General features: G+C 58.9%; 12 protein-coding genes. 4 read left to right on the top strand and 8 right to left on the bottom strand.

The window, feature by feature from the left end; translation table 11 throughout:
- Nucleotides 1-83 precede the first annotated feature (83 nt).
- From HFP54_RS15225 to HFP54_RS15235, 3 genes are all read right to left on the bottom strand, one after another.
- Nucleotides 84-4,058: a PVC-type heme-binding CxxCH protein gene (locus tag HFP54_RS15225; protein ID WP_168565778.1), complete on the bottom strand. Its 3,975-nt coding sequence runs from the start codon at nt 4,056-4,058 to the stop codon at nt 84-86.
- 153 nt (nt 4,059-4,211) lie between these two features.
- Entirely contained in the window at nt 4,212-5,807 is a 1,596-nt protein-coding gene (locus tag HFP54_RS15230) for an aldehyde dehydrogenase (NADP(+)) (RefSeq protein ID WP_168565779.1), read from the bottom strand.
- A 63-nt stretch (nt 5,808-5,870) separates the two neighbouring features.
- On the bottom strand, nt 5,871-6,740 hold the full coding sequence (locus tag HFP54_RS15235) for a fumarylacetoacetate hydrolase family protein (RefSeq protein ID WP_168565780.1): 870 nt from the start codon (nt 6,738-6,740) through the stop codon (nt 5,871-5,873).
- Nucleotides 6,741-6,802: 62 nt separating this feature from the next.
- Between HFP54_RS15235 and HFP54_RS15240 the strand changes: the two genes are divergently transcribed.
- On the top strand, nt 6,803-10,576 hold the full coding sequence (locus HFP54_RS15240; protein WP_168565781.1) for an FG-GAP-like repeat-containing protein: 3,774 nt from the start codon (nt 6,803-6,805) through the stop codon (nt 10,574-10,576).
- 53 nt (nt 10,577-10,629) lie between these two features.
- A complete protein-coding gene (locus tag HFP54_RS15245) occupies nt 10,630-13,500 on the top strand; it encodes a multiheme c-type cytochrome (protein ID WP_315853905.1) in 2,871 nt (956 codons plus the stop codon).
- Between the two features lie 110 nt (nt 13,501-13,610).
- Here HFP54_RS15245 and ykgO read toward each other — a convergent pair whose 3' ends face one another.
- From ykgO to hpt, 5 genes are all read right to left on the bottom strand, one after another.
- The gene (gene ykgO, locus HFP54_RS15250) at nt 13,611-13,763 is read right to left on the bottom strand and encodes a type B 50S ribosomal protein L36 (protein WP_145299243.1); all 153 of its coding nucleotides are present in this window, start codon (nt 13,761-13,763) and stop codon (nt 13,611-13,613) included.
- A 368-nt stretch (nt 13,764-14,131) separates the two neighbouring features.
- Nucleotides 14,132-14,641, bottom strand: coding sequence for a hypothetical protein (locus HFP54_RS15255; protein WP_235951850.1), 510 nt, complete (start codon nt 14,639-14,641; stop codon nt 14,132-14,134).
- Between the two features lie 376 nt (nt 14,642-15,017).
- Nucleotides 15,018-16,139 carry a glycosyltransferase family 4 protein gene (locus tag HFP54_RS15260; protein WP_168565973.1) on the bottom strand — a complete coding sequence of 374 codons (1,122 nt, stop codon included), beginning with the start codon at nt 16,137-16,139 and terminating at the stop codon, nt 15,018-15,020.
- Nucleotides 16,140-16,165: 26 nt separating this feature from the next.
- Nucleotides 16,166-17,584 (bottom strand): glycosyltransferase, encoded by a 1,419-nt coding sequence (locus HFP54_RS15265; protein WP_168565782.1) that lies wholly within the window; start codon nt 17,582-17,584, stop codon nt 16,166-16,168.
- The gene (hpt, locus tag HFP54_RS15270) at nt 17,581-18,123 is read right to left on the bottom strand and encodes a hypoxanthine phosphoribosyltransferase (protein WP_168565783.1); all 543 of its coding nucleotides are present in this window, start codon (nt 18,121-18,123) and stop codon (nt 17,581-17,583) included. Before hpt ends, HFP54_RS15265 begins: the two co-directional genes overlap by 4 nt.
- A gap of 510 nt (nt 18,124-18,633) precedes the next feature.
- Here hpt and HFP54_RS15275 point away from each other — a divergent pair.
- Both HFP54_RS15275 and HFP54_RS15280 read left to right on the top strand, forming a co-directional pair.
- Complete coding sequence (locus HFP54_RS15275; protein WP_168565784.1) at nt 18,634-18,975, top strand: hypothetical protein; 342 nt, start codon at nt 18,634-18,636, stop codon at nt 18,973-18,975.
- Between the two features lie 172 nt (nt 18,976-19,147).
- Nucleotides 19,148-20,968, top strand: a complete 1,821-nt coding sequence (locus HFP54_RS15280) for a YhjD/YihY/BrkB family envelope integrity protein (protein WP_168565785.1) — start codon at nt 19,148-19,150, stop codon at nt 20,966-20,968.
- Nucleotides 20,969-21,013 lie beyond the last annotated feature (45 nt).

Genomic DNA, 21,013 nt, shown 5'->3' on the forward strand with positions numbered 1-21,013 from the left:
AAGGTCCGGCGCAGACGGCAAAGTCGACATCATCGATAAGGATTCAAAATCGCCGAACCTATCCGGGGCGGAGGACACCGTGGCTATTCTTTTTTGGTCAGCGTCATCAGATATTCCACCAAGTCGACCAATCCCTGTTGGTCGGTCGTGTGGTGCAGATTTTCCGGCATGATGGATTTTTCGCTTTTGACGATTTCTTCCAGTTCGTCCTTATCAATTTCGCGATCGATTGCTTCGGCGGTTCGCAGCGTGACCGAATCGTCGGTTTCGCTGACCATCACGCCGGTGATGATTTGGCCGGAATCCAGAAGCGCGACATAGTTTTCATAGTTGTGGCTGATGCCCGCGCTGGGATCCAAGATGGATGTAAACATGGCTTCGCGGGACAGCTTGCTGCCGATTTCCGAAAGGTCCGGGCCCACGGTTTTGCCGAAACCGTCAACCAGGTGACAATTGCTGCACGTCGCTACGCCCCGAAATAGTTTGCGTCCCTGTTCGACGTCGCCGTTCATCTTGGCCAGTTGGTCCAGCGGAGCCAGCGGTTCATGATCGGCCTGTTGGGGCAGCGGCAAGATCTTGGCCGCTTGGCTGCGAATGTCTGCATTGGAAACGGATGCCAAGCGTCCACCGACCAGCAAGCGAGTGTCGGCGGGCAGTTTTCCACCTGTCGCCAATTCCAACAGTTTCTTTTGGCCGATGTTGTTGCCCGCCATGGATGCGATCGCAGCCGAGCGAGTCGCGAAGGGTTGGTTGGCGTTGGCGACCAATGACGACAGCATCGCCATCGCACGCGGATTTCCCAGCATGCCGACCAGCTGAATTGTTCGTTTCGCCTTCTCGGTATCCGCGTCACGCATCCAACGATTGATGCGGTCGACGCCGGATTGTTCTTGCAACACGGTCGAAAGGGCTTCAACGGCGGCAGAAGAGTTGCCATCGGAAAGCATCAACGATTCAAAGGCGGATTCCAGTTTCTGAGGTTGGAAACGCTTGATCAGCGTCAGGTAGTTGGCCGTGCCACGTTGGGATTGGACATGTCGATCGATGGCCGCGGCGATGTTCGGTGATGCGTGTGCCGTGTCGTAGTCGCTGATGCGCTGTACCGAACGAACGATACGACGGTCCGCGATAGTGCTGTCCAAATCACTGTCGATCAGATGGTTGACCAGACGTGACAGCGACGCGGCGCGGACATCATCGGCGTGATATTCCAACGCGCGAAAGTACCGTCGCTCGTCCGATTCAGACAGATCCGCCTTTGACAAAAGGTCGACAATCAGATCGGCCGATTCGGGGGCCCGCAGGCGCCAGACCAGTTCGCGCCCCGAGGGGGAATCCCAGTGTCCATCGACGTGTTGCATCCACGCGGCGAAACAATCGGGGGCTCGCAAATCGCTGGCGATGCCCAAGGCTTCCAGCATCCAGCGATCTTGACCGTCATACCCTGCGGCCAAGGTTGCAAAAACGCCGGGCATCGCATCGGTGTCATCGAAACGCAACGATACCGCAAGTTCACGTCGGACTTGCGGATCGGGGTCTTCTGCAAGCCGACCGAGTGTTTGGGCGGTCGACATCCCCAGTTGCTGGGCCAGTCGGATTGCAACGATGCGGATGTTGGGGTCGGCATCCTTGGATGCTTCGTCCACATAGTGTGGGCCACGACCATGGGTTTTTCCCAACAACCAAAGTGCGCGAGCACGGTACCGCGGATTGGGATCGTGACGATACACATCCAGCAAAGCGGCTTCGGCATCGGTCCCCATCGCGTGCAACGCTTGCCAAGCCTTGAAGCGGACCGAACGGGCCGGATTCTTCATCGCGGCGATGGCACCGTCCACCGTGGAATAGTCAAACGTCGGTATCTGGTACTTCGATCCCGGTGGTGCGACGCGGAACAAGCGGCCGCGATCGCTGTCTTCTTGGCGATGTCCACCAACACCGGGGTCGTACCAGTCGGTGACAAACAACGATCCGTCGGGCGCCACGCAAACATCCGCCGGACGGAACCATTGATCGCGAGTTCCCGTCAGGATCGGATCGATATCGGCGGTGTACCCAGCCCCATCGGATTTCATCGGATACGCGCGAACGACGTTGGGGCCGGGATCACAGTGAATGACTTGATTCCAAAACCGTTTGGGCAACAACTGGCCTTCGTACATACAAATTCCGCTGGGCGAACCCGCACCGGTTTGCAAAACGTTGGGAACCACGCCCGGATCGTTCAAGTGCCAATGCCGAAGCGGGATTTCATCGTCCATCGTGATCCGCTGGGCTTTCCAAGAGGCACCAGTCAATTCGTCGCGATAGCCATAGTTGCCGTGTTGCATCACAAAATTGATGCGCGTCCCACGGTTGCCGTCGTCATCGTTGTCGCTTTGCCAAAGCGTGCCGAACGAGTCAACGGTCGTTTCCCAGTTGTTGCGAAAGTTGTGTGCCAAGACTTCGAAGTTTGACCCGTTTAAATCGGTGCGAAACGGCATTCCGCCATAAAACGGCTGGCCGTTGTCCACCACGGGACGCCCATGAATGTCGACGACCGTTTGCCCCTTGGCGTCTTTCACCTGCATGCCGGTGTTGCCAAAGTTCCAGTACAGCTTGCCATCGTCACCGAATAGAAACGAGTGCGCCGAATGGTCGTGTTGAGGCTGGCCGACGTCGGTATAGATGACTTCTTTCTTGTCCGGCACGTCGTCGCCATCGGTGTCGGTGAATTTCAGAATCGACGGCGAAGCCGAGACGATGATTTCATTCCCCAGCACGCAAATGCCCATCGCCGAATCAATATCACGACCCTGGTAAAACGTTTTGACATCATCGGCGACGCCATCCCCGTCGGTGTCTTCCAAAATCAGGATGCGGTCGCCCTCGGGGCGTGCACCCTGGCGTCGGCGATAATTCATGACGTCGCAAACCCAGATGCGACCACGGTCGTCGATGTCCAGATTGGTCAGGCTGCGTAGGGCGGGTTCGGACGCGACCAGGGTTGCCTGGAGCCCCGGTGCGACATCGATCCCCGCGATGGCGTTTTCGGGGTGACGCGGGTCTTCGGTTCGGACCAGCGTGCTGGCACCAGTGACGGCGTGCTTCGGGGTGACCGATGAGATGTTTTGAAGTTCGAATTTTTCGAACACGTCATCCTTGTTGAAGTTCTTTGGCGGATCGTAGTCCTGGTTCTCCAGCAAGTCGTCAAACTTGACCGATTGCAATTGTGATCCATCAGCGTTCAGGGATTCACCGGCCGTCCAGCGGATCGCGTTGGTAACCAAGCGACGCACCGGAGCATGTCCCCAGTTCCAATGGAAATGTCCACCGGTGAAACCAAATGAACGTCCGCCGTCGGGACGATCGAATGCCCAAGCGACCGTTTGTGAATCGCCACGGGCGACGCTCTTGCGAACGTGCGGATTTCCGCTGTGGGCACCATCTTTGCGACGCATCGTTTCCGGCGGCGCCACCGCCGACAGGATCGGTTGCAGCCCAGGGTGATCGGTGAAACGTAGGTGGAAATACCATTCGTCTTCATTGCCGAATGGTTTCACGCCGGCGGTGACGGGGTGATCGGGCAGGTCCGCGAAATCGGCGTGCCAGTGTGGATTGACGCTGTAATTCAATTCGAAATTACCGCCCAGCCACGCCAGCCAATCGTCTTGGGCCGACGGCGGAACTTCCACGGCGTAATGCAGACACACGAAACCGCATCCCGCCGCCATCTTTTCGGCCAATGCATCGCGGTGCGCAAGGGCCAAATGGCGGCCACCTCCGTCGCAGTAGATGACGATCGATTCGGCGTCGTCCACCAACGCTTTGTCTTCTGGCCAACCCCGAACGACACGAACGTTGACACGATCGGTCGACGCGACGATGGCTTCTTCCAGAATCTTTAGCCCCGCATAGTGCTCGTGGGCACCATAGCCGTGGCTGCGCGATCCGGCGATCATCAAGATGTCGGGTTTGCCGTCGTCTTGGGCATCAGCGGCGTGAACCGACGCGAAGCAAAGGGTCGACAATAGCGCAGCGGCGGCGCACATCGGTGCGCGGGAAGCAAAGGTCATCATCCGGATTGGCGGGGCGTTTAGGCAGGCGTGGCTGGAAAAGCGATCGAAGGAAACGCAGTTTAGCCCAATCGCATTGCCGATGTGGCCGCGAAAACGGCTCGCCCCAATGACTTGCCGGCGGGACGATGACCAGGCCCGCGGCGATTCACCGGATCAGCCGACGTCGCCGGTGGACCAAGTGCCATCGATGCGGCGCCATGTCTTGCCGGTCGGGTTGGCGTTCGCCAGCAATGCGGGCAATCGTTCGGCGCGAATGTTGTCGAACGAAGTCAGTTTACCGAAACGGATCATCGACGCCGGGATTCCGACGGCGGTGAATCCAGGGTGACCGGTCGACGGATAGGGGCCCCCGTGGTTCATTGCGGGGCTGACGGCAACACCGGTGGGCATTTTGTCGTTCAGCAAGCGGCCGACTTTGGGTTTCAATTCGAATTCGATTTTCTGGTACACGTCTTCATCGCCGCCGTCGGTCGCCGAATAAACGCAGCCGGTCAGGTTGCCTTCCAAATGACCAATGGCTTGGCACAGTTGTTCCAAGTCGTCGCAAACGACCATCAGCGAAGCGTTGCCGAACGCTTCGGTTTGAAAGCCATCGGGATTTCCCAGGAATGATTTGCCGTCGACCGTCATCAATGTGTTGGCCATCGCGCAACGATCCGATTCGACGTCGCCGCCACCGGTGATCAATTTGGCGCCATAGTCGACCAAAGTCTGGACGCTGGACGACAGGCTTTTGGCGACCGCGGGTGACAACAATGTTCCCGCGGCGGTGGATTCAAACTTTTGTCGTACCGCATCGATGAACTGGTCGCTGGGTTCGCCGCGGACCAGCATCACCATGCCGGGATTGGTGCAAAACTGGCCGGTTCCCATCAACACGCTGGTGACAAATTCATCAACGATCGCATCCCCGCGTTCGGCCAACGCATTGGGGGTGATGACCACCGGATTGACGCTGGACAGTTCCAAATAGATTGGTTTGCCCGCGGCGTCGGCGGCCGCTTTCAATTTCAATCCGGCCGAACGGCTGCCGGTGTAGCCGGTGGCGGCCAAACGTGGGTCGGCGACCAAGCGTTCGCCGTCGGCGTGGCTGGTGCGATAGATCAATTGCACCGTGGCGGCGGGCATGCCCGTTTTCTGGATCGCTTTGGCGGCAGCGACGGCGAACAGACGCGTGGTTTCGGGATGCGAACTGTTGGCTTTGCCGATAACCGGATTACCTGCGGCGATGGCGGCGGCAAAATCGCCACCGGAAACGCTGCCGAAAGCAAACGGGAAATTGTTCGGACCGAACACCGCGACCGGACCGATTGGTTCAAAGCAACTGCGGATGCCCGTGGCCGTATCGATCGTCGCCATGGCCCAGTCACCACTTTCACAAGCGTCGGCGGCAAGCCGTAGTTGGTTGGTGGTGCGAGGCAGTTCGACGTCGGCCAAGCGAGGCGATTTCGCCAGTCCGGTTTCGGCAAAGGCGGCGTTCACCAAATCATCTTTTGCTGATTCGATTTCGTCGGCGTACGCGCGAAGAAACTCGGCGATCTTCGACGCCGGCAGTTGACGCATTTGACTCGCCGCATCGGCCGCCGCGTCCAGGGCCGCATCACAATCGGACCAACTGCTGACGGGAAACGTTGCATCGAGTGGTTGATTTTGGTTCGGATCGGTTGCTTGGAAGGTCGATTGGGTGTCGGCGTCTTTCCAAGTTCCGTTGATCAAAATTTGTGCGACGGCAGGTGCAGCGGTGGACATAGCGGTGGATGGGGATATTCGTATGCGGGTGGGCAAAGAAAGGACGATCGTCGCTCGTGTGGGCTAGCCCTGGACGACCGTGTTGGAAAGCGTGCCGATGCCGGAAATCGAAATGTCGATTCGGTCACCGGGATGAAGCGTAAAGTCGCTGGTCGGGACGATGCCGGTCCCGGTCATTAGGAACGCACCATCGTCAAAGGAGTTGTCGCGGCCGAGCCAGCCGACCAGGTCTTCGAATCCGCGTGCCATTTGGTCGGCGGCGGTTTGTTGGTCGAAAACGATCTGGCCGTCACGGTGGATCTTTAAGTCGACTTGAATCTGTGCCGGCGGCGGCAATCGGTCGTACAAAGTGATCCAAGGCCCCAGCGACGCGGACTGGTCGTAACACTTTGCCTGAGGCAGATACAGCGGGTTTTCACCCTCGATGTCTCGTGAACTCATGTCGTTACCCACCGTCAGACCGACGATCTTCATCGCCGGACTGATGACCAGGGTGACTTCCGGTTCGGGAACGTTCCAGGTGGCGTCTTTTCGGATGCGAACCGCTTGGCCGTGACCACTGACACGTCGCGGGGTCGCTTTGAAAAATAGTTCCGGACGATCGGCTTCATACACACGGTCATAGCACGATGCGGCGGCTGCGGATTCTTCCATTCGCGCCGTCTGGCTGCGTTTGTAAGTCACGCCGGCCGCCCAAACTTCTTGGTCGTCGATCGGTGGCAACCACTGATCCACTGATTCGATCGCGACGGGCGATTCGGTTGCCAAAGACGAAGCCGTGCCGAGCGGATCGTCTGCCGCGATGATGTCGATCAAACGCTTCACCGAATCGGTGGGCGTCAACGGGAACAACTGGTTCCCATCGATCCGGCCGATTCGAACGGACCCGGTGTCGTCGATAAACTTTGCTACGGTAAATTGTCGTTCGTTCATGGCAGAAAACATATCGCAGATCGCACCGTCTCGGGAGGGTTTGCGTCGGGAAGTCAGGTGGAATGAAGTCCAACCAATCGCAGCGTCGGTTCGTGCCCTTCACATTTTTAGCGGTCGTCGTCTTGGCCATTGTCGCGGGGCTTCGGTGGGCCGCCAATCGCACGGGCGAAGATTCATCAACACCGGCGGCGGACGACAAGAGTGCGTTGCAAACGGTCCGAGTCGCCTTGGCCGCCACAGAGGATCTGGACGGTGACGCGGCGGATGAAGCTTGGTCGCGTTTGCGAAAGATGCGACCTGATGATGTGGCGGTCACGCGGAACTGGGCATTGAACCGACTGTTAATTGTCGACCGCCTGGCGGAGCAGACCGAAAACCGATCGCTGTCGGCCGACCAGCGTCAAGCCGCGCGGACCGCCCTGCCCGATCGTATCGCCGAAGCCAACGCGGCGGTGGAAGCTTTTGGATCGGTGCAGCCCGACGCCAACGTGCTGACACGATGGATGAAGGCTCGTGTGGATGTCCGCCAAGCCGCGTTGCTTCCCGCGGCGATCGCTCGCGGGGCGACGCGACGCGTTTTCGATGATCTTGCCGATTTCGTTCTGGAACATCCCGACAAAGACACCGTGATTTTGGCCGGTACGATTTGGGACTTGGTCAATCGCATGGGCATCATCGAAGATTTGCCGGCGGATTTGCGGGATAAAGCCGCGGATGTGTTAACCCAGCTTGCCGAATCCAATCCGGACAACCTGTTTGTTGCCGTTCAAGCGGCCCAGTTGAACCTTGCCGCCCAGCGACCCGCCGCGGCACCGGCGATTGAGAATGCGGCACGCTTGGCGAAAGCCATCCAGCCGGAAATGAAAGCTCGGGCCGGCGGCGCGATCGAGTCGATCGATGGACTGGTCGCGCAAATGCTGGATGACATCGCTCAGCAGGATTGGCAGGCCGCCAATCGCGGCTTTGGCATCTGGTTCAACTTGGTCAACGCGTCCGAATTGATGAAGGCTGACCGGCGACGAGCATCACCGCACCCGTTGGACCGGATCAGCTTTGAAACGATCCGTCAGTTGAGCATCGAAGCTGAAAATGAATCTCCGGTGCAAGCGTTGGATGCGACTCTTTCGTTTCGACATGTCGTCATCGATGATTCGACTGACACGCGGTTGGTGATTCCCGTCGATTTGAACGTCGACCTGCGACCCGATTTGGTTTCCGTATCCGATCAGAACGAAATCACGCTGTGGCGACAAAGCAACGGCGGCGACTTTGAAAGGATCGCCGATGGTCCAGCCGGAATCAAAGTCACGGGGATGATTGCGACGGACCTGTTCATGGTGGATCGTGCCGCACCGGACAAGGTCAAGGTGTTGCCGCCGGCGGATCCGGACGCCACGGCGACGCCCGATTTTTCGGTCGGGCTGCGTCACAACGTGGTTCCCACCCTGGTTGTGTACGGCGACGAAGGGATTCGATTGTTCGGGATGGACGGTCGTGACACGACGGCGGACGATCGGCGGTTGTTTGCCGTGGATGCGGCGACGGGTCTGGAGGACGTTCGAAATGTCGTCAAAGTCGTCGCCGGTGATCTGGAAGGCGACGGGGATTTGGATTTGGTCGTCGCGACACGAAACGAAGGCTTGCGTTTGTTTATCAACCGTGGGACACGGCGTTTCTTTGAGGTCGAAGCACCGGCGACCGGCACGATGGTCGACTTGGCCATCGTCGACATCGATCGCGACTTGGACTTGGACATCGTCGCGGTGGAAGAAGGCTCGGGTACCATTGGCTTACTGGAAAACTTACTGCATCTACAGTTTCGGTACCGCGTATTGTCGGGGGCTCCCGCGATGCCCGATGCCCAGCGCGTCTTCGTCGATGACGTCGACGGAAATGTTTCGTGGGACTTGGTGGTTTCCGGCAAAACGGGTGGCCAAATCGTTTGGTCGCAAACCGCTGACGCGGGGATGTGGACCGTCGATTCGGTTTCCAAGAACGATGGCCCGATGATCAAGGGCCTGCTGGTCGATTTTGACAATGATTCCTTCGGCGAATTGATGCACGCGACCGAGGACGGTTCGCTGAAATGCACGCATTTGACGTCCGATGGTTTTGGGGCGACCAGGGCGGTGCAAGGTGATGACATGGTCGTCGATGTCTGGCATGCCGCCGACTTTGACAACAACGGACGGATTGATCGTTGCGGCGTTGACCGGCGCGGCATTGTGTTGGGCATGAACACCACCGAAAACGATGCCCACTACTTGCAAGTACGGATGAAAGGGATTGATGACAACAATGCGGCCAGCGGCCGAGTCAATCACTATGCGATCGGGTCGACGTTGGAGCTGCGTTTCGGGCCGCATTATCGTTCCAAAGTCATCACCAGCCCGATGACGCACTTCGGTTTGGACGGAATCGACCAGGCCGATTCGCTTCGGATCATCTTTCCCAACGGGTTGACCCAGACGACCCGTTCACCGGCCGTCGATACGCTGGTGGAAGAAGAACAGACGCTAAAGGGTTCTTGTCCCTATCTGTATGCGTGGGACGGTGAAACATTTGCTTTCGTGACCGACTGTTTATGGGCGGCACCGTTGGGATTGCAGGTGGCCGCCGGTGTCGTCGCCAAGGATCGGCCTTGGGAATACTTGAAGGTGGACGGACGTTTCGTGGCGGAAAAAGACGGTCGGTATCACCTGCGTCTGACCGAAGAGCTTTGGGAAATCGCGTACTTTGATCACGTCGCCTTGACCGCCGTGGATCATCCGTCCGGCGTCCAGATCGAGACCAACGAAAAGGTCGGGCCGCCATCGATCGCCCAGCCGACCATCTATGCGTTTGATCAGACCGACATGCAACCGGCTGCTGCGGCCCGGGACACCGGTGGGAACGATGTCGCGGATCGGTTGGCCGATGTCGATGGGCGATACGTCCAAGGCTTTGATCGTCGCATTGTTCAGGGTTTGTGCCCGCCGCACTGGATCGAGTTGACGGTACCGGATGCGGCGTTGCAGCGTCGCGACGCCGGTGAAGCGGTGTACATGGTTTTGACCGGGTGGATTTTGCCGACCGACACGTCGCTGAACATTCAGATCGACCAGAACGATGAAATGCCGCCGATCGAGTTCCCCGGAGTTTGGGTTCCCGACGGCGATGCGGGGGAAACCAAAATGCCGGGCTGGCGACCAGCGATCGCATCAATGGGATTTCCGGGCGGAAAAACGAAAACGATTGTGGTGGACGTGACCGACGCGTTGGTGCCCGAAGATCCTCGATTGCGGATTCGAACATCGGCCCAGATTTACTGGGACGCCGCAAAGTTCACGAGCCGTCGTGGCGATGATGCTTTGGTCGTTCACAAATTGACGATGGAGACCGCGGAGGTCGGCTATCGCGGTTTTTCACGTCGCATCCGTGCGTCACTGCAACAACCCGAAACCTATGACTATCACACTGCGGACGCCGATCCCCGTTGGCCGCCGCTGCGTGGATCTTTGACGGGGTACGGTGACGTGTCGGACATGCTGGCCCGATGGGACGATAAGATGGTGGTGATCAGCGGTGGCGATGAAATTCGATTAACGTTTAAGGTTCCCGAGACGCCGGTGCCCGACGGATATGTGCGTGATTTTGTCTTGCACTGTGTCGGTTGGGATAAGGACGCCGACCTGAACACGCTGGCCGGTCAATCCGCCGACCCGTTGCCGTTTCGTCATATGAAATCCTATCCCCCGACGGTGGCCGACCAAGATGCCGCCGCGCAGGTGATGCGATCTCATACCGCCTCACGCAGTCGCCGACAATCGTTCCGGCGATTTTGGCATCGTCCTTAAGCTGATCGGCGACTTTTCCCCTTTTTGATTCCCGCCAACGAAAATCGAAATCCGTGAGCGAGACCAACGCGCCAAAGCCGCCGACTGACATTTCGGGAACCCAGCAACCGGTCGCCCGCAAACCGGTGGCAAAACGAGTGATCACACCGCGGTTGCGGGTGATGTTGGTGATCGTTCTGGCGTTGTTCGGCATTTTGGCCGCCAACGGTCTGTACCTGACCAGCGTGACATGGATTCAGCATTTCACCGGTCGCGTGTTGGAGGATCACTTTTATCAACTGATGTTCTTGGGACACATCGGTTTGGGATTGTTGTTGATCGTTCCCACGTTGGTCTTTGGATTCGCGCACATGTGGCGTGCCCGAAATCGGCGCAACCGGCGTGCGGTGCGGATCGGTTACGGGTTGTTGGTCGTGGCGATCGTGATCTTGATCAGCGGCGTTTTGTTGACGCGACTGGGAGGATTCCGGATCGTTGATCCATCGGCCCGGCGGTTGGTGTATTGGATGCACTTGGTCGCGCCGCTGGTGGCGATTTGGCTGTATTGGCTGCACCGTCTGGTTGGTCCGCGGATCAAGTGGCATGTCGGCCGACGGGTCGCGCTGGTGATCGCCGGATTCGTTGCCGTGATGGTCGGCTTTCAAGCGTCCGACGCAACGATCAGTGATGATTCGGGACCGGAAGAGGGCCGCGCGTATTTCTTGCCCTCGTTGGCCAAGACCGCGACGGGAAATTTCATCGCGGCACAGACATTGATGAACGATGACTACTGTTTGCGGTGCCACGAAGACATCTATGACAGTTGGCTGCACAGCGCTCACAAGTTGAGCAGTTTCAACAATCCGGCCTATCGCGCCAGCGTTCGCGAAACCCGTCAAGTCGCCAGCGACCACAGCGGGACTGTCAAAGCGGCCCGTTTCTGTGCCGGTTGTCATGATCCGGTCCCGTTCTTCGCCGGCGAATTTGATAACCCGGATTACGACGACGTCGCTAACCCGACCGCGCATGCGGGGATCACGTGTGTGTCATGCCATGCGATCCAATCGATCGACAGTGATCGGGGCAACGCAGATTACACGATCGACGAGCCCAAGCATTACCCGTTCACGTACAGCGACAACGAATGGCTGCAATCGTTGAACGAGTTGATGGTGCAGGCCAAGCCGGCGTTCCATAAACGCGAAATGCTGAAGCCCTTTCACAAGACCGATCAGTTCTGTGGAACCTGCCACAAGGTGTTCCTGCCGGGTGAACTGACACAGTACAAGGAATTTTTGCGGGGCCAAAATCACTATGACAGCTATCTGTTAAGCGGTGTTTCGGGCCACGGGGCGCGCAGTTTTTACTACCCGGAGGTCGCCCAAACGAATTGCAACGGATGCCACATGCCGCCGATGGCCAGTGATGGTTTTGGGGCAAGGTATTCCGAAGAATTGGAAACGTTGGCCGTTCATAATCACCATTTTCCCAGCGCCAACAGTGCGCTTAGCCACTGGTTCGGTGATGCGGATGGAATCGCAGCGCACGAAAAGATTTTGAAGGGATCACTGCGTGTCGACTTGTTCGGCATCCGACGTGGCGAATCGATCGACGCCGAATTGGTCGCGCCTTTGGGACCCGAGTTGCCCGAATTGGAGCCCGGTCAGACATACTTGATCGAAACCGTTTTGCGGACGCTGACGTTGGGGCATCACTTCACCCAAGGAACGACCGACAGCAACCAAGTCTGGGTGGAATTTCTGGTCCATGACGGCGACAAACTGATCGGGGCCAGCGGTCAGCGTGATGAACGTGAAGTCGTCGACCCGTGGTCGCATTTCGTCAACAACTTCATCTTGGACCGCCACGGAAACCGGATCAATCGCCGCAACGCGCAAGACATCTTCACACCGCTGTACAACCATCAAATTCCGCCCGGTGCCGGTCAAACGATTCATTATCGGTTGGATGTACCGGAAGACGTCGGCGATACCCTTCGGATCTCGGCGCGGTTGCTGTACCGCAAGTTTGATACGGAGTATCTGGATTACATCCGTGCCGACCGTGACCCGGATCGCGATCCTCTGGATTTGGGCCAGGTGGGTGATCCGAATGATTTGCCCATCATCGAAATCGCTCGTGATGAAATCACGTTGGCGATCGCCGGCGGCGACGGAACGGCGGTCGCGTCGAAGCAGTTCATTCCCACGTGGCAGCGGTTCAACGATTACGGCATCGGATTGTTGCTGAAGGGCAAAGCCGAATTGAAACAGGCGGCTGAAGCTTTCGCGGCCGTGCAGCGAATGGGCCGGTACGACGGTCCACTGAATTTGGCACGCGTGCAATTCACCGAAGGCGATTTGACCGGGGCGACCGAATCCCTGGCGGTTGCGGCGACGATGGATCCGCCGCCGCCGGCTTGGACGCACGCTTGGTTAAGCGGGATGGTGAATCGGCAACAAGGCAACCTGGAACAGGCGGCGGAAAGTCTGGAAAGCGTCTTGAACACTCGGGTGCCCAGCCGCGGATTCGATTTTTCCAAAGACTACGTGGTTCGCAATGAATTGGGACTGGCGCTGATCGATTTGGCTCAGCGATCGGAAATCATGGGCGACGAAGATCAGGCCCAGAAGTGGTACGCCCAGGCCGAAGGGCATTTCCATCAGGTAATCGACATCGACGCGGAAAACGTCACCGCCCATGCCAACTTGGCGGAGATCTATGCGGCGACGGGACAGACCGAACTGGCCGACCGGCATCGCATTCTGCACGAGCGTTACAAGCCGGACGACAACGCGGCGGAGGTGGCGATTCCCGTCGCACGTCGCCAGTATCCGGCGGCAAACCGGGCGGCGGAGAAGGTCGTCATCTATGACCTGGGCCGAGACTTTGTGTCGTCCGGTGAAGCGAAGACGTTGACGGCGACCGAGGCCGCGAGCCGCTAGGCGACGCGTCGCGGCGGCAAGATGCCGTCGCGTGGGGCGCATAAAAAACGGGCCGCAGCGATCCAGTCGCGCGGCCACGTTGTGTTCTTTTTGCGTCAGGTCAAGCCGTGTTAGCGGCGAGCCTTCTTGATCTTTGCGCCGCCTTGGCGGACTTTGAATTTCGGATTGCTTTTGCAAATCACGTAGATGCGCCCGCGTCGCTTGACCACCTGGCAATCCGGGTGGCGGTATTTCAGGGCGCCGATGCTGCTGACAACTTTCATCGTGTGGCCTCGGGCGTCTTTTAGAAAGGTTCTAAATTGAAGCGGCAGAGTATACCGGGATGGGGCGAAACATCAACGCCAGATCGTCTTGGGCCGCTTTTTTTCGGTTTTCGTGAGGTCCCCGAAGGTGAAACGACGCGCTTCCTCCTCGCTGTGGCTCGACCCTTTCGGAGGGAGGGCGAAGGAAATTCGGAGCCGCAATCGGCGGTGGTTGCGGGGCGATCCGTTTCGCCGGCGTGTGTCGGCGCGACACGTCTGGCGGAAGGTTGACCTGGAGATCTCGTTCTCAGGTTCGGGTTCAGGGCCCAGGCGTCAGGGCCGAGGCGTCAGGTGCCGGGCGTCAGGTGCCGGGCGTCAGGTGCCGGGCGTCAGGTGCCGGGCAGATCGCGGCGATAACGCGGGGTTTCGGCGCTGGGCAGGTCTGAATCGTGTTCTTCTTGGAACCGGCGACGTTCGACCGCGGTCGCATAGAACCGCAGCCATGTTTCGTTGTCTTCGATACACCGCCACTCTAGATATTTGCCGGGCAGGTCGACCTTCTTCTCGCAGCACGGAAGAATGTCGTGGCGAATAACGCGATAAAGATCACGGTCACTAAGGTGGTCGGTGTATCGAAGAACGATGTGTTGTGAATAAAGACGTCGGATCGTTTCGGTCAATTTTTGCGACAGGCGGTCATCGTCCAGCGATTCGGCCGGTGGCAATTCCAATGGCGGGTGAAACCACTGGGCGATCGGCATTGCGGGGGCTCGTTCCCATGCCAGCATCGACGCCAAGTACTCGTTTTCCTTGACCAGCGGCATCCGCCGAGTCGTCGGGTCGTCGATCGAATCGTCGCGGTACGGCTCAAGCTCGTCACGCAATCGGGCGTTGTCCATAAGCAGATCGACTTCGTCGAGGCTCGATCGGCTGGTTTCGCTCATATCCATCAGTGCAATGGCCCAGGTCTGGATCCCGATTCGGCTTTCTTGGCAGCATCGGGACGGAATACTCGTCGGGGCGTTGACCGGTCTGGTCACTGGTATTACGCCCGGCCGCCGCGTCCTTTGACCCCCTGGCGACCGCTAACCAAGCTATCCGTTCGCCGGCCTTTCTCAATCGTCTTTTGAGCCAAAGTGGGCACGGAGACGAAAAATCAGGGGCCCGATCCTGCCCCGATTGTTACAAGCCGAACTGTTTATCAGTGTCGTCTGGGCTTTGGGCGATTGAGTGAAACTTTGCGGACGACGCTTTTTCGCGATCGCCTTGCCATGGCTAGGTGTGTTCCGGCGGACCGGCTTTCCCGACGCACAGTCGGCGGTACAAATCAGCGTGACGCCGGACCATCGATTCAACCGTAAATTCCTGTTCAATCCGTTGCCGGCCGGCGGCGCCCAAACGTTCGGCTTCCTGGGAATCGTCCAGCAAGGCCAGTGTTTGTCGTGCAAAGTCGGCGGTGTCGCCCAGCTTGACCAGCCAACCGGTTTCACCGTGCACCACCAAGTCGACGTTGCCCGGGATGTTGGATGCCACCACGGGTACGCCCGCTTGCATCGCTTCGATCACCGCGTTGCTTTGGCCTTCGTATTCGCTGGCAATCCAAAACACATCGGCGTGCGGCAGCAACTGGGCGACGTCGTCGCGTTGACCGGCAAACCAGACGCGATCGGGGCGCGTGACGGCGTCGCGATGCCGTAACAATTCCCCACGTTGCGGACCGTCACCGATGATCACCAGCGTGGTGTCTTCGCGGACGGTGGCGACCAGTTCGGCGGCCCAGATCAAATCACGGTAACGCTTTTGCGGCCACAGACGTCCGACGGCCAAAATGATGCGGCGGTTGGGATCGATGCCCAGTCGATTCAATGCTTCGTCGCGGTCGATGTCGTCGACGTGGCGAGGCGGGATGCCGTTGGGAATGACGACAAACTTGTTCGCATCGATGCCGTGGCCAGCGTAAAAATCCACGACGCCTTGGCTGTTGGTGGTGATCGCATCCGATCGCTTGGCAAGCGCGCGATCGATCGCCAAGTGACGCCAACCTTTCCACGGATCGACGCAACGTTCGCTGGCCACCACCGACGGGACGCCGGCCAGGATGGCCGCGGCGCGACCGAAGCTGTTGGCGGCAAAGATCCATGTGTGGGCCACGTCGGGCCGAAATTCTTGCAGCGTCTTTTTCAGTCGCCAAAGAGCCGTCGGGTCCGCTTTGAATCGTTTGCCGATCAGTGTCACGGGGATCCCCGCGTACTGCAGATCGGCCAATCGTGGACCACCGCGTGTCAGCAAAAACACATGCACATCAAAAGCATCACGATCCAGACCGGATGCCAGTAAGCACAGTTGCTTTTCAGCGCCGCCGCGGTCCATCGTGGGAATGATCAGGGCGACGCGTATTCGACGGTCTTCGTTTTTGCTGGCGTTCATCGGGTGAAGTCTCCCGATCCCGATGTGACCGTGCCGCCGGAGTTGCCGTTGGGCCCGTCGCGACGTGAATCCGCGTCGGCGTCTGACGAACGTGGTTGCGGCGTCGGCGCGGACGCCAGCGACCTGCCGGTGCGATCGGCAGACAATTGACGAGCCAAATTAGCGATCTGATCAACGACCGCTTGGTAAGGGTACCGGCGGATGACTTGTCGATACCAATCGCGACCATCGGAAATATGGCCGATCGTATTGTTTCGGCGATCTGAGACGGCCGAGTCGTTGTCGGGTGAAAGCGATGCGACGATTCGATTCATCTGTTGTTTGAAGGCTTGGCGAAACGGCTTTTGCGACTCGGTACGTGCAAACCAGGCAATCGATTCTTGATTCGCATCGTCGGGAATCCCCGCCGCGGTCATCGCATGAGTCTCCGGTGCAACGCCCAGTCGCTGGCGATTGTCGGGCGAATCGCAGACGACCATCGGCATCGCATGAGAAACGGCCGTTGGCAAAAAGTACTCGCAGCCTTGTGAGTCCAGTTGCAGGTACAAATCAGCGGCCGCGAACACGTCATCCAAACAGGCGAACGATCCGGGCATGGCGACCGCATGCCGGACACCGTTGGCTTTCAAGTCTTGGTGCATCAAGTCACGAGCCGGACCATCGCCGATCAGCCATAAACGCATACGGGGATAGCGACCGATCATCCAGAATGCGTTTTCCACGGCCAACAGCATTCCGCTGTGATGGGTCATCGATCCGATGCACAAAGCGACCGGTACGTCGGAATCGGCGGCCATGTCCAGGTTGGCCAATCCCAGCGATGCGCGGGCTTCGCGGCGGCGAACCGCGTTGGCCGGACACAACGATGTGAAGCCGGCGGCACGACGGACGATGGCATCGGCGGGGCAACCGTCGACGATCAGCCGACGATGCGAATCGGCCGTGGGGGCCAGGATGCGATCGGCTTGCATCGCCGAGCGATAGACTTTTTGATTCCATCGCGAACGGGTGGCCCACTGATGGTCGGCGTTCCAATCGGATCCCGCATCGGTGACGATGCAGGGGATTTGCAGTGCGGATGCTGCGTCCACACCGGCGCTGGCTTCTTCACGCATCGAATCGACCAGGATGGCGTCAAAGTGGCTGCCGTGCTGGATGATCCACGATGACAATTGGCGGGCGTATCGGGCGTATCCCCAGTCGCGACGCGGTAAGGTCACGGGGCGATGAACCGAAAAACGATCCCAGCGGCATCGCGGAGTCCAAGACGTCGAGTGCTTGGGCGTGACGACTTCCACGTGGATCCCTTGTCGCGCCAGGCCTGACGCCAAACGCAACAGCGCCATCGCGCTGTCGTGTGACCCATGGGGCCAAAAATGCCGGCCCATCAATAGGATCCGGAGCGGTCGGTTCACGATTTCGCTTCCGCCGCAGTCGCTTCAATCTCCTCCGGTTCCAAGACCGCCAGGTACGGAAGGTTGCGGTACATGTCCAAATAATCCAGCCCGTACCCGACGACGAATTCGTCGGGGATTTGAAACGCCACATAATCTGGACGCAGCGACGTGATGTGTTCGCGCTGCTTGTGCAGCAGAACCGCCGTGCGGACCGAGCGGGCCCCCATTTCTCGCATCACGCCGCACAGGCGGTCCAACGTTTTGCCGGTATCGAAAATGTCATCGACCAACAACACGTCGCGGTCGGCCACATCAATCAGCATGCCCGAATCGACGTGCAAGTCGCCCGACTGGGTGCCGCCGCGATAACTGGACGCCTGGATCACGCCGACCCGCTGGGGCATCGACAGTCGCCGAATCAGATCAGCGAACAAGACCAGGGATCCGGTCATCACCGCGACGACCGTCAACGCCGAACGGCCATAGTCACGGTCGATCCGTGATGCCAAGTCTTCCACGCCCTGCTTCAGCTGGTCTTCGTCCAACAAGATGCGCATTGCCAAAGGCCTTCGGTGGGGAAAAGAGAGCTTCGTCGAATGAGTGAATTGGCGTCGGTGACCGCGACTCGGTTTCGCAGGGAAAACACCGTGAGCATCGCATCGCCGTCCGATTGGCATTTTGGGCAATCTGGAGACAACGTGACTGTCCTGCCAGATGAACCGGACATGCGGCCCGCCGGGATCCGAATTTAGCACTTGGCGAAGGAGTTCGGCACCTCCCGGGAATTGGCATCGCACGCCCGATCTCGGCACGGCCCGCCGAAACTCGATACGGCCCGCCGCCTTCCAACGGCCGGCCACCGCCGTTCGTGCCGTCGTCCGTTCGCCGACGAACCATTTTGGCCAACTTTCGCGATCAATCGCATGACCAATTCACAACGACTGGCAATGATCCGCAACGCGCTTTCGGCGTGGATCCGTCAACAGCCTGACGCGCCAGGATCGGATCCTCTGCCTGATGAAAGCTCAACATCGGGTGACCCACCCGCGAACGGGCCGAGAGGCGACATGATTCGGTTCGCCGAATCGATGGTGATTCGTGAAGGATTCTTTTGTGGGCGACGCTTGGCTTTTGCTGATTGGGTCGCGATCTGGTTCATGGAAGAAGACCAGGTGAAAATCACCTCGGCCGATACGGCAATGCATTTGGAAACCTGGACGCCGGAAGATGTCGATCACTGGGCCGCGCAGTTCGAAGCGACGCCCGACCAGTCCACGCGACTGAAGGTGCTGTCGATGCCGTCGACAGAATCGGTCCAGACTGATTCGGCGGATGCCGGCCAGGCCAAGACGCCGGATCAATCCGACCAGTCGGTCCAGGACGATCATTCGGAACGTCGCGCTGCCTGAACGGGTTTTCAGTCGGGGTTCGCACGAAACGACTCGGCGACGAAACGGGCGGGGTAATCTATCTTTACGGCGCCGCAAACGTGCCATCGATGCACCCGAAACTTCCCAGCGACTGATCCGTCGTGTGTGTTTCGGTATCGGCCCGTACCCTTCCCGATCCTGGCCCAGCGAATTGTCTGAATACTGGAACTATCTGCTTGATGCGGTGCGACGGCCCCGCGAACAGCTGACTCGTGGCCAGCACCAGGTCCGCTATGCGTGGGATCTGGCGGTCCATTGCGGCCGGCAATTGAACCGGCACCGCGCCGAGGGCATGGCGGCGGAGTTGACGTACCGCACGATCTTTTCGTTGATCCCGGTCGTCGTGCTGGGGCTGGTCATGTTCCGCGTCTTTGGCGGATTGGAAGACGTGCAGAACCGCGTCGAGAATCAGCTGTACTCGTTTTTCGGCGTCCCCGAAATTCCGGAAGACTATATCCAGCGACCGGTCGGCGACACGGATCCCGACATTGGCGACCAAGAATCGGATCGCACCAAAGTCGACAATCAGGAAGCCGCCGATCAGGAAACCGTTGACGCCACGTTGCTGCCCGGCGAGGAATTGGTCGACGTCGATCCGACGGACGATCCGATCGATCCAGCGGCCACGGTTGCCGATGACGTCCAGTTGCCTCCCAAGACCGACCTGATCGATGGCGATTCCGCCGCCAATGGCGATGTCGACGAATCAGATTCGGAAAAGACACTTGGCGAAAAGGATGACCCCGACGATCCGCCGGTGGCCCAGTCCGATGATGAAGCCAGGCCAAAGTCGGGTGATGGCGCCCGGATTGCGGATTCCACGGACCGCGTGGTAACCGAATCGGATCTGACCAACGATTCCACCGCAGACGACGAATCGGTGGACGGCAACGCGGATCCGGCGGACGAAACCGCCGAGCGTGAAACAGCGTTGCGGACACGTGCCAGCATTCGCAAGACGCTTCACGAGGTGACCAGCAAGATTGCGACGGTTGATTTCGCTTCGGTCGGCGTGTTCGGTTTGTTGTTGTTTGTTTATGCGGCCATCGCGTTGGCTGACTCGGTCGAACACTTGTTCAATCGCATCTATGACGCACCCAGCAAACGCCCGATCCATATCCGCGTTGCGATCCATTGGTCGATCATCACTTTGGGCAGCGGGCTGTTGGCGATGAGCCTGTATCTATCAGGCCAATTGATCGCGTGGGTGGGCAACGTCGATTGGGTCGGCGGCAGTGCGGGGCTGGCCGCGGTGGTGTTGAATCACCTGTTGTCGATGCTGGCCAGTTGGGTGTTGATGTTCTTGCTGTACGCACTGATGCCCAATACGCACGTATCGGTCCGGGCGGCAGCGGCCGGGGCGGCGGTCAGCGCGTTGATGTGGGAAGCGGCCAAGTTCGGCTTTCGTGTCTATGTCGCCAAAGCGGTTCCCTATTCGGCCCTGTACGGATCGTTGGGGCTGATTCCATTGTTCCTGTTTTGGATCTATGTCACGTGGTTGATCGTCTTGTTCGGGCTGATCCTGACTTACACGCTACAGATGCTGAACGGTCGTCCTCTCAGTCGTGATGATCGCGAGCGAGACGAACTGCCCGCCGGTGATCCGGATTGGATGCTGCCGATCATGACCGAGGTCGCCGCGGCGTTTCAGGACGGGCGTGTCGTCGGGCGGCAGGAGCTGGCGGATCGGCTGGGCTTGTCCAGTCGTGTGGTCCGCGAGATGGAACAGTGGCTGGTCGAAGGCGGCATGCTGCGACACGTCAGCGGCGGCGCGGGCGAAGACATGGCGCTGACGTTGGCCAAGCCGGCGGAAAAAATTCCGATCGCCCAAATCTTGGATTTGGCGCACGAGCACCGTCCGACCAGCAACCATCCGGCCTGGAAAACCCTGGCCAATCTGAAGCGAGCCGAGCGAACGGCGGCGGGCGACAAGAAACTTGTCGATCTTTTGACCTTTTCGCTCAAGTCCTGAATTTGGTACGGGAAACTCCGCAGGACCACGAACCCTCGCAAAGGA

It is taken from the genome of Crateriforma spongiae (assembly GCF_012290005.1).
GTDB classification, from domain to species: domain Bacteria; phylum Planctomycetota; class Planctomycetia; order Pirellulales; family Pirellulaceae; genus Crateriforma; species Crateriforma spongiae.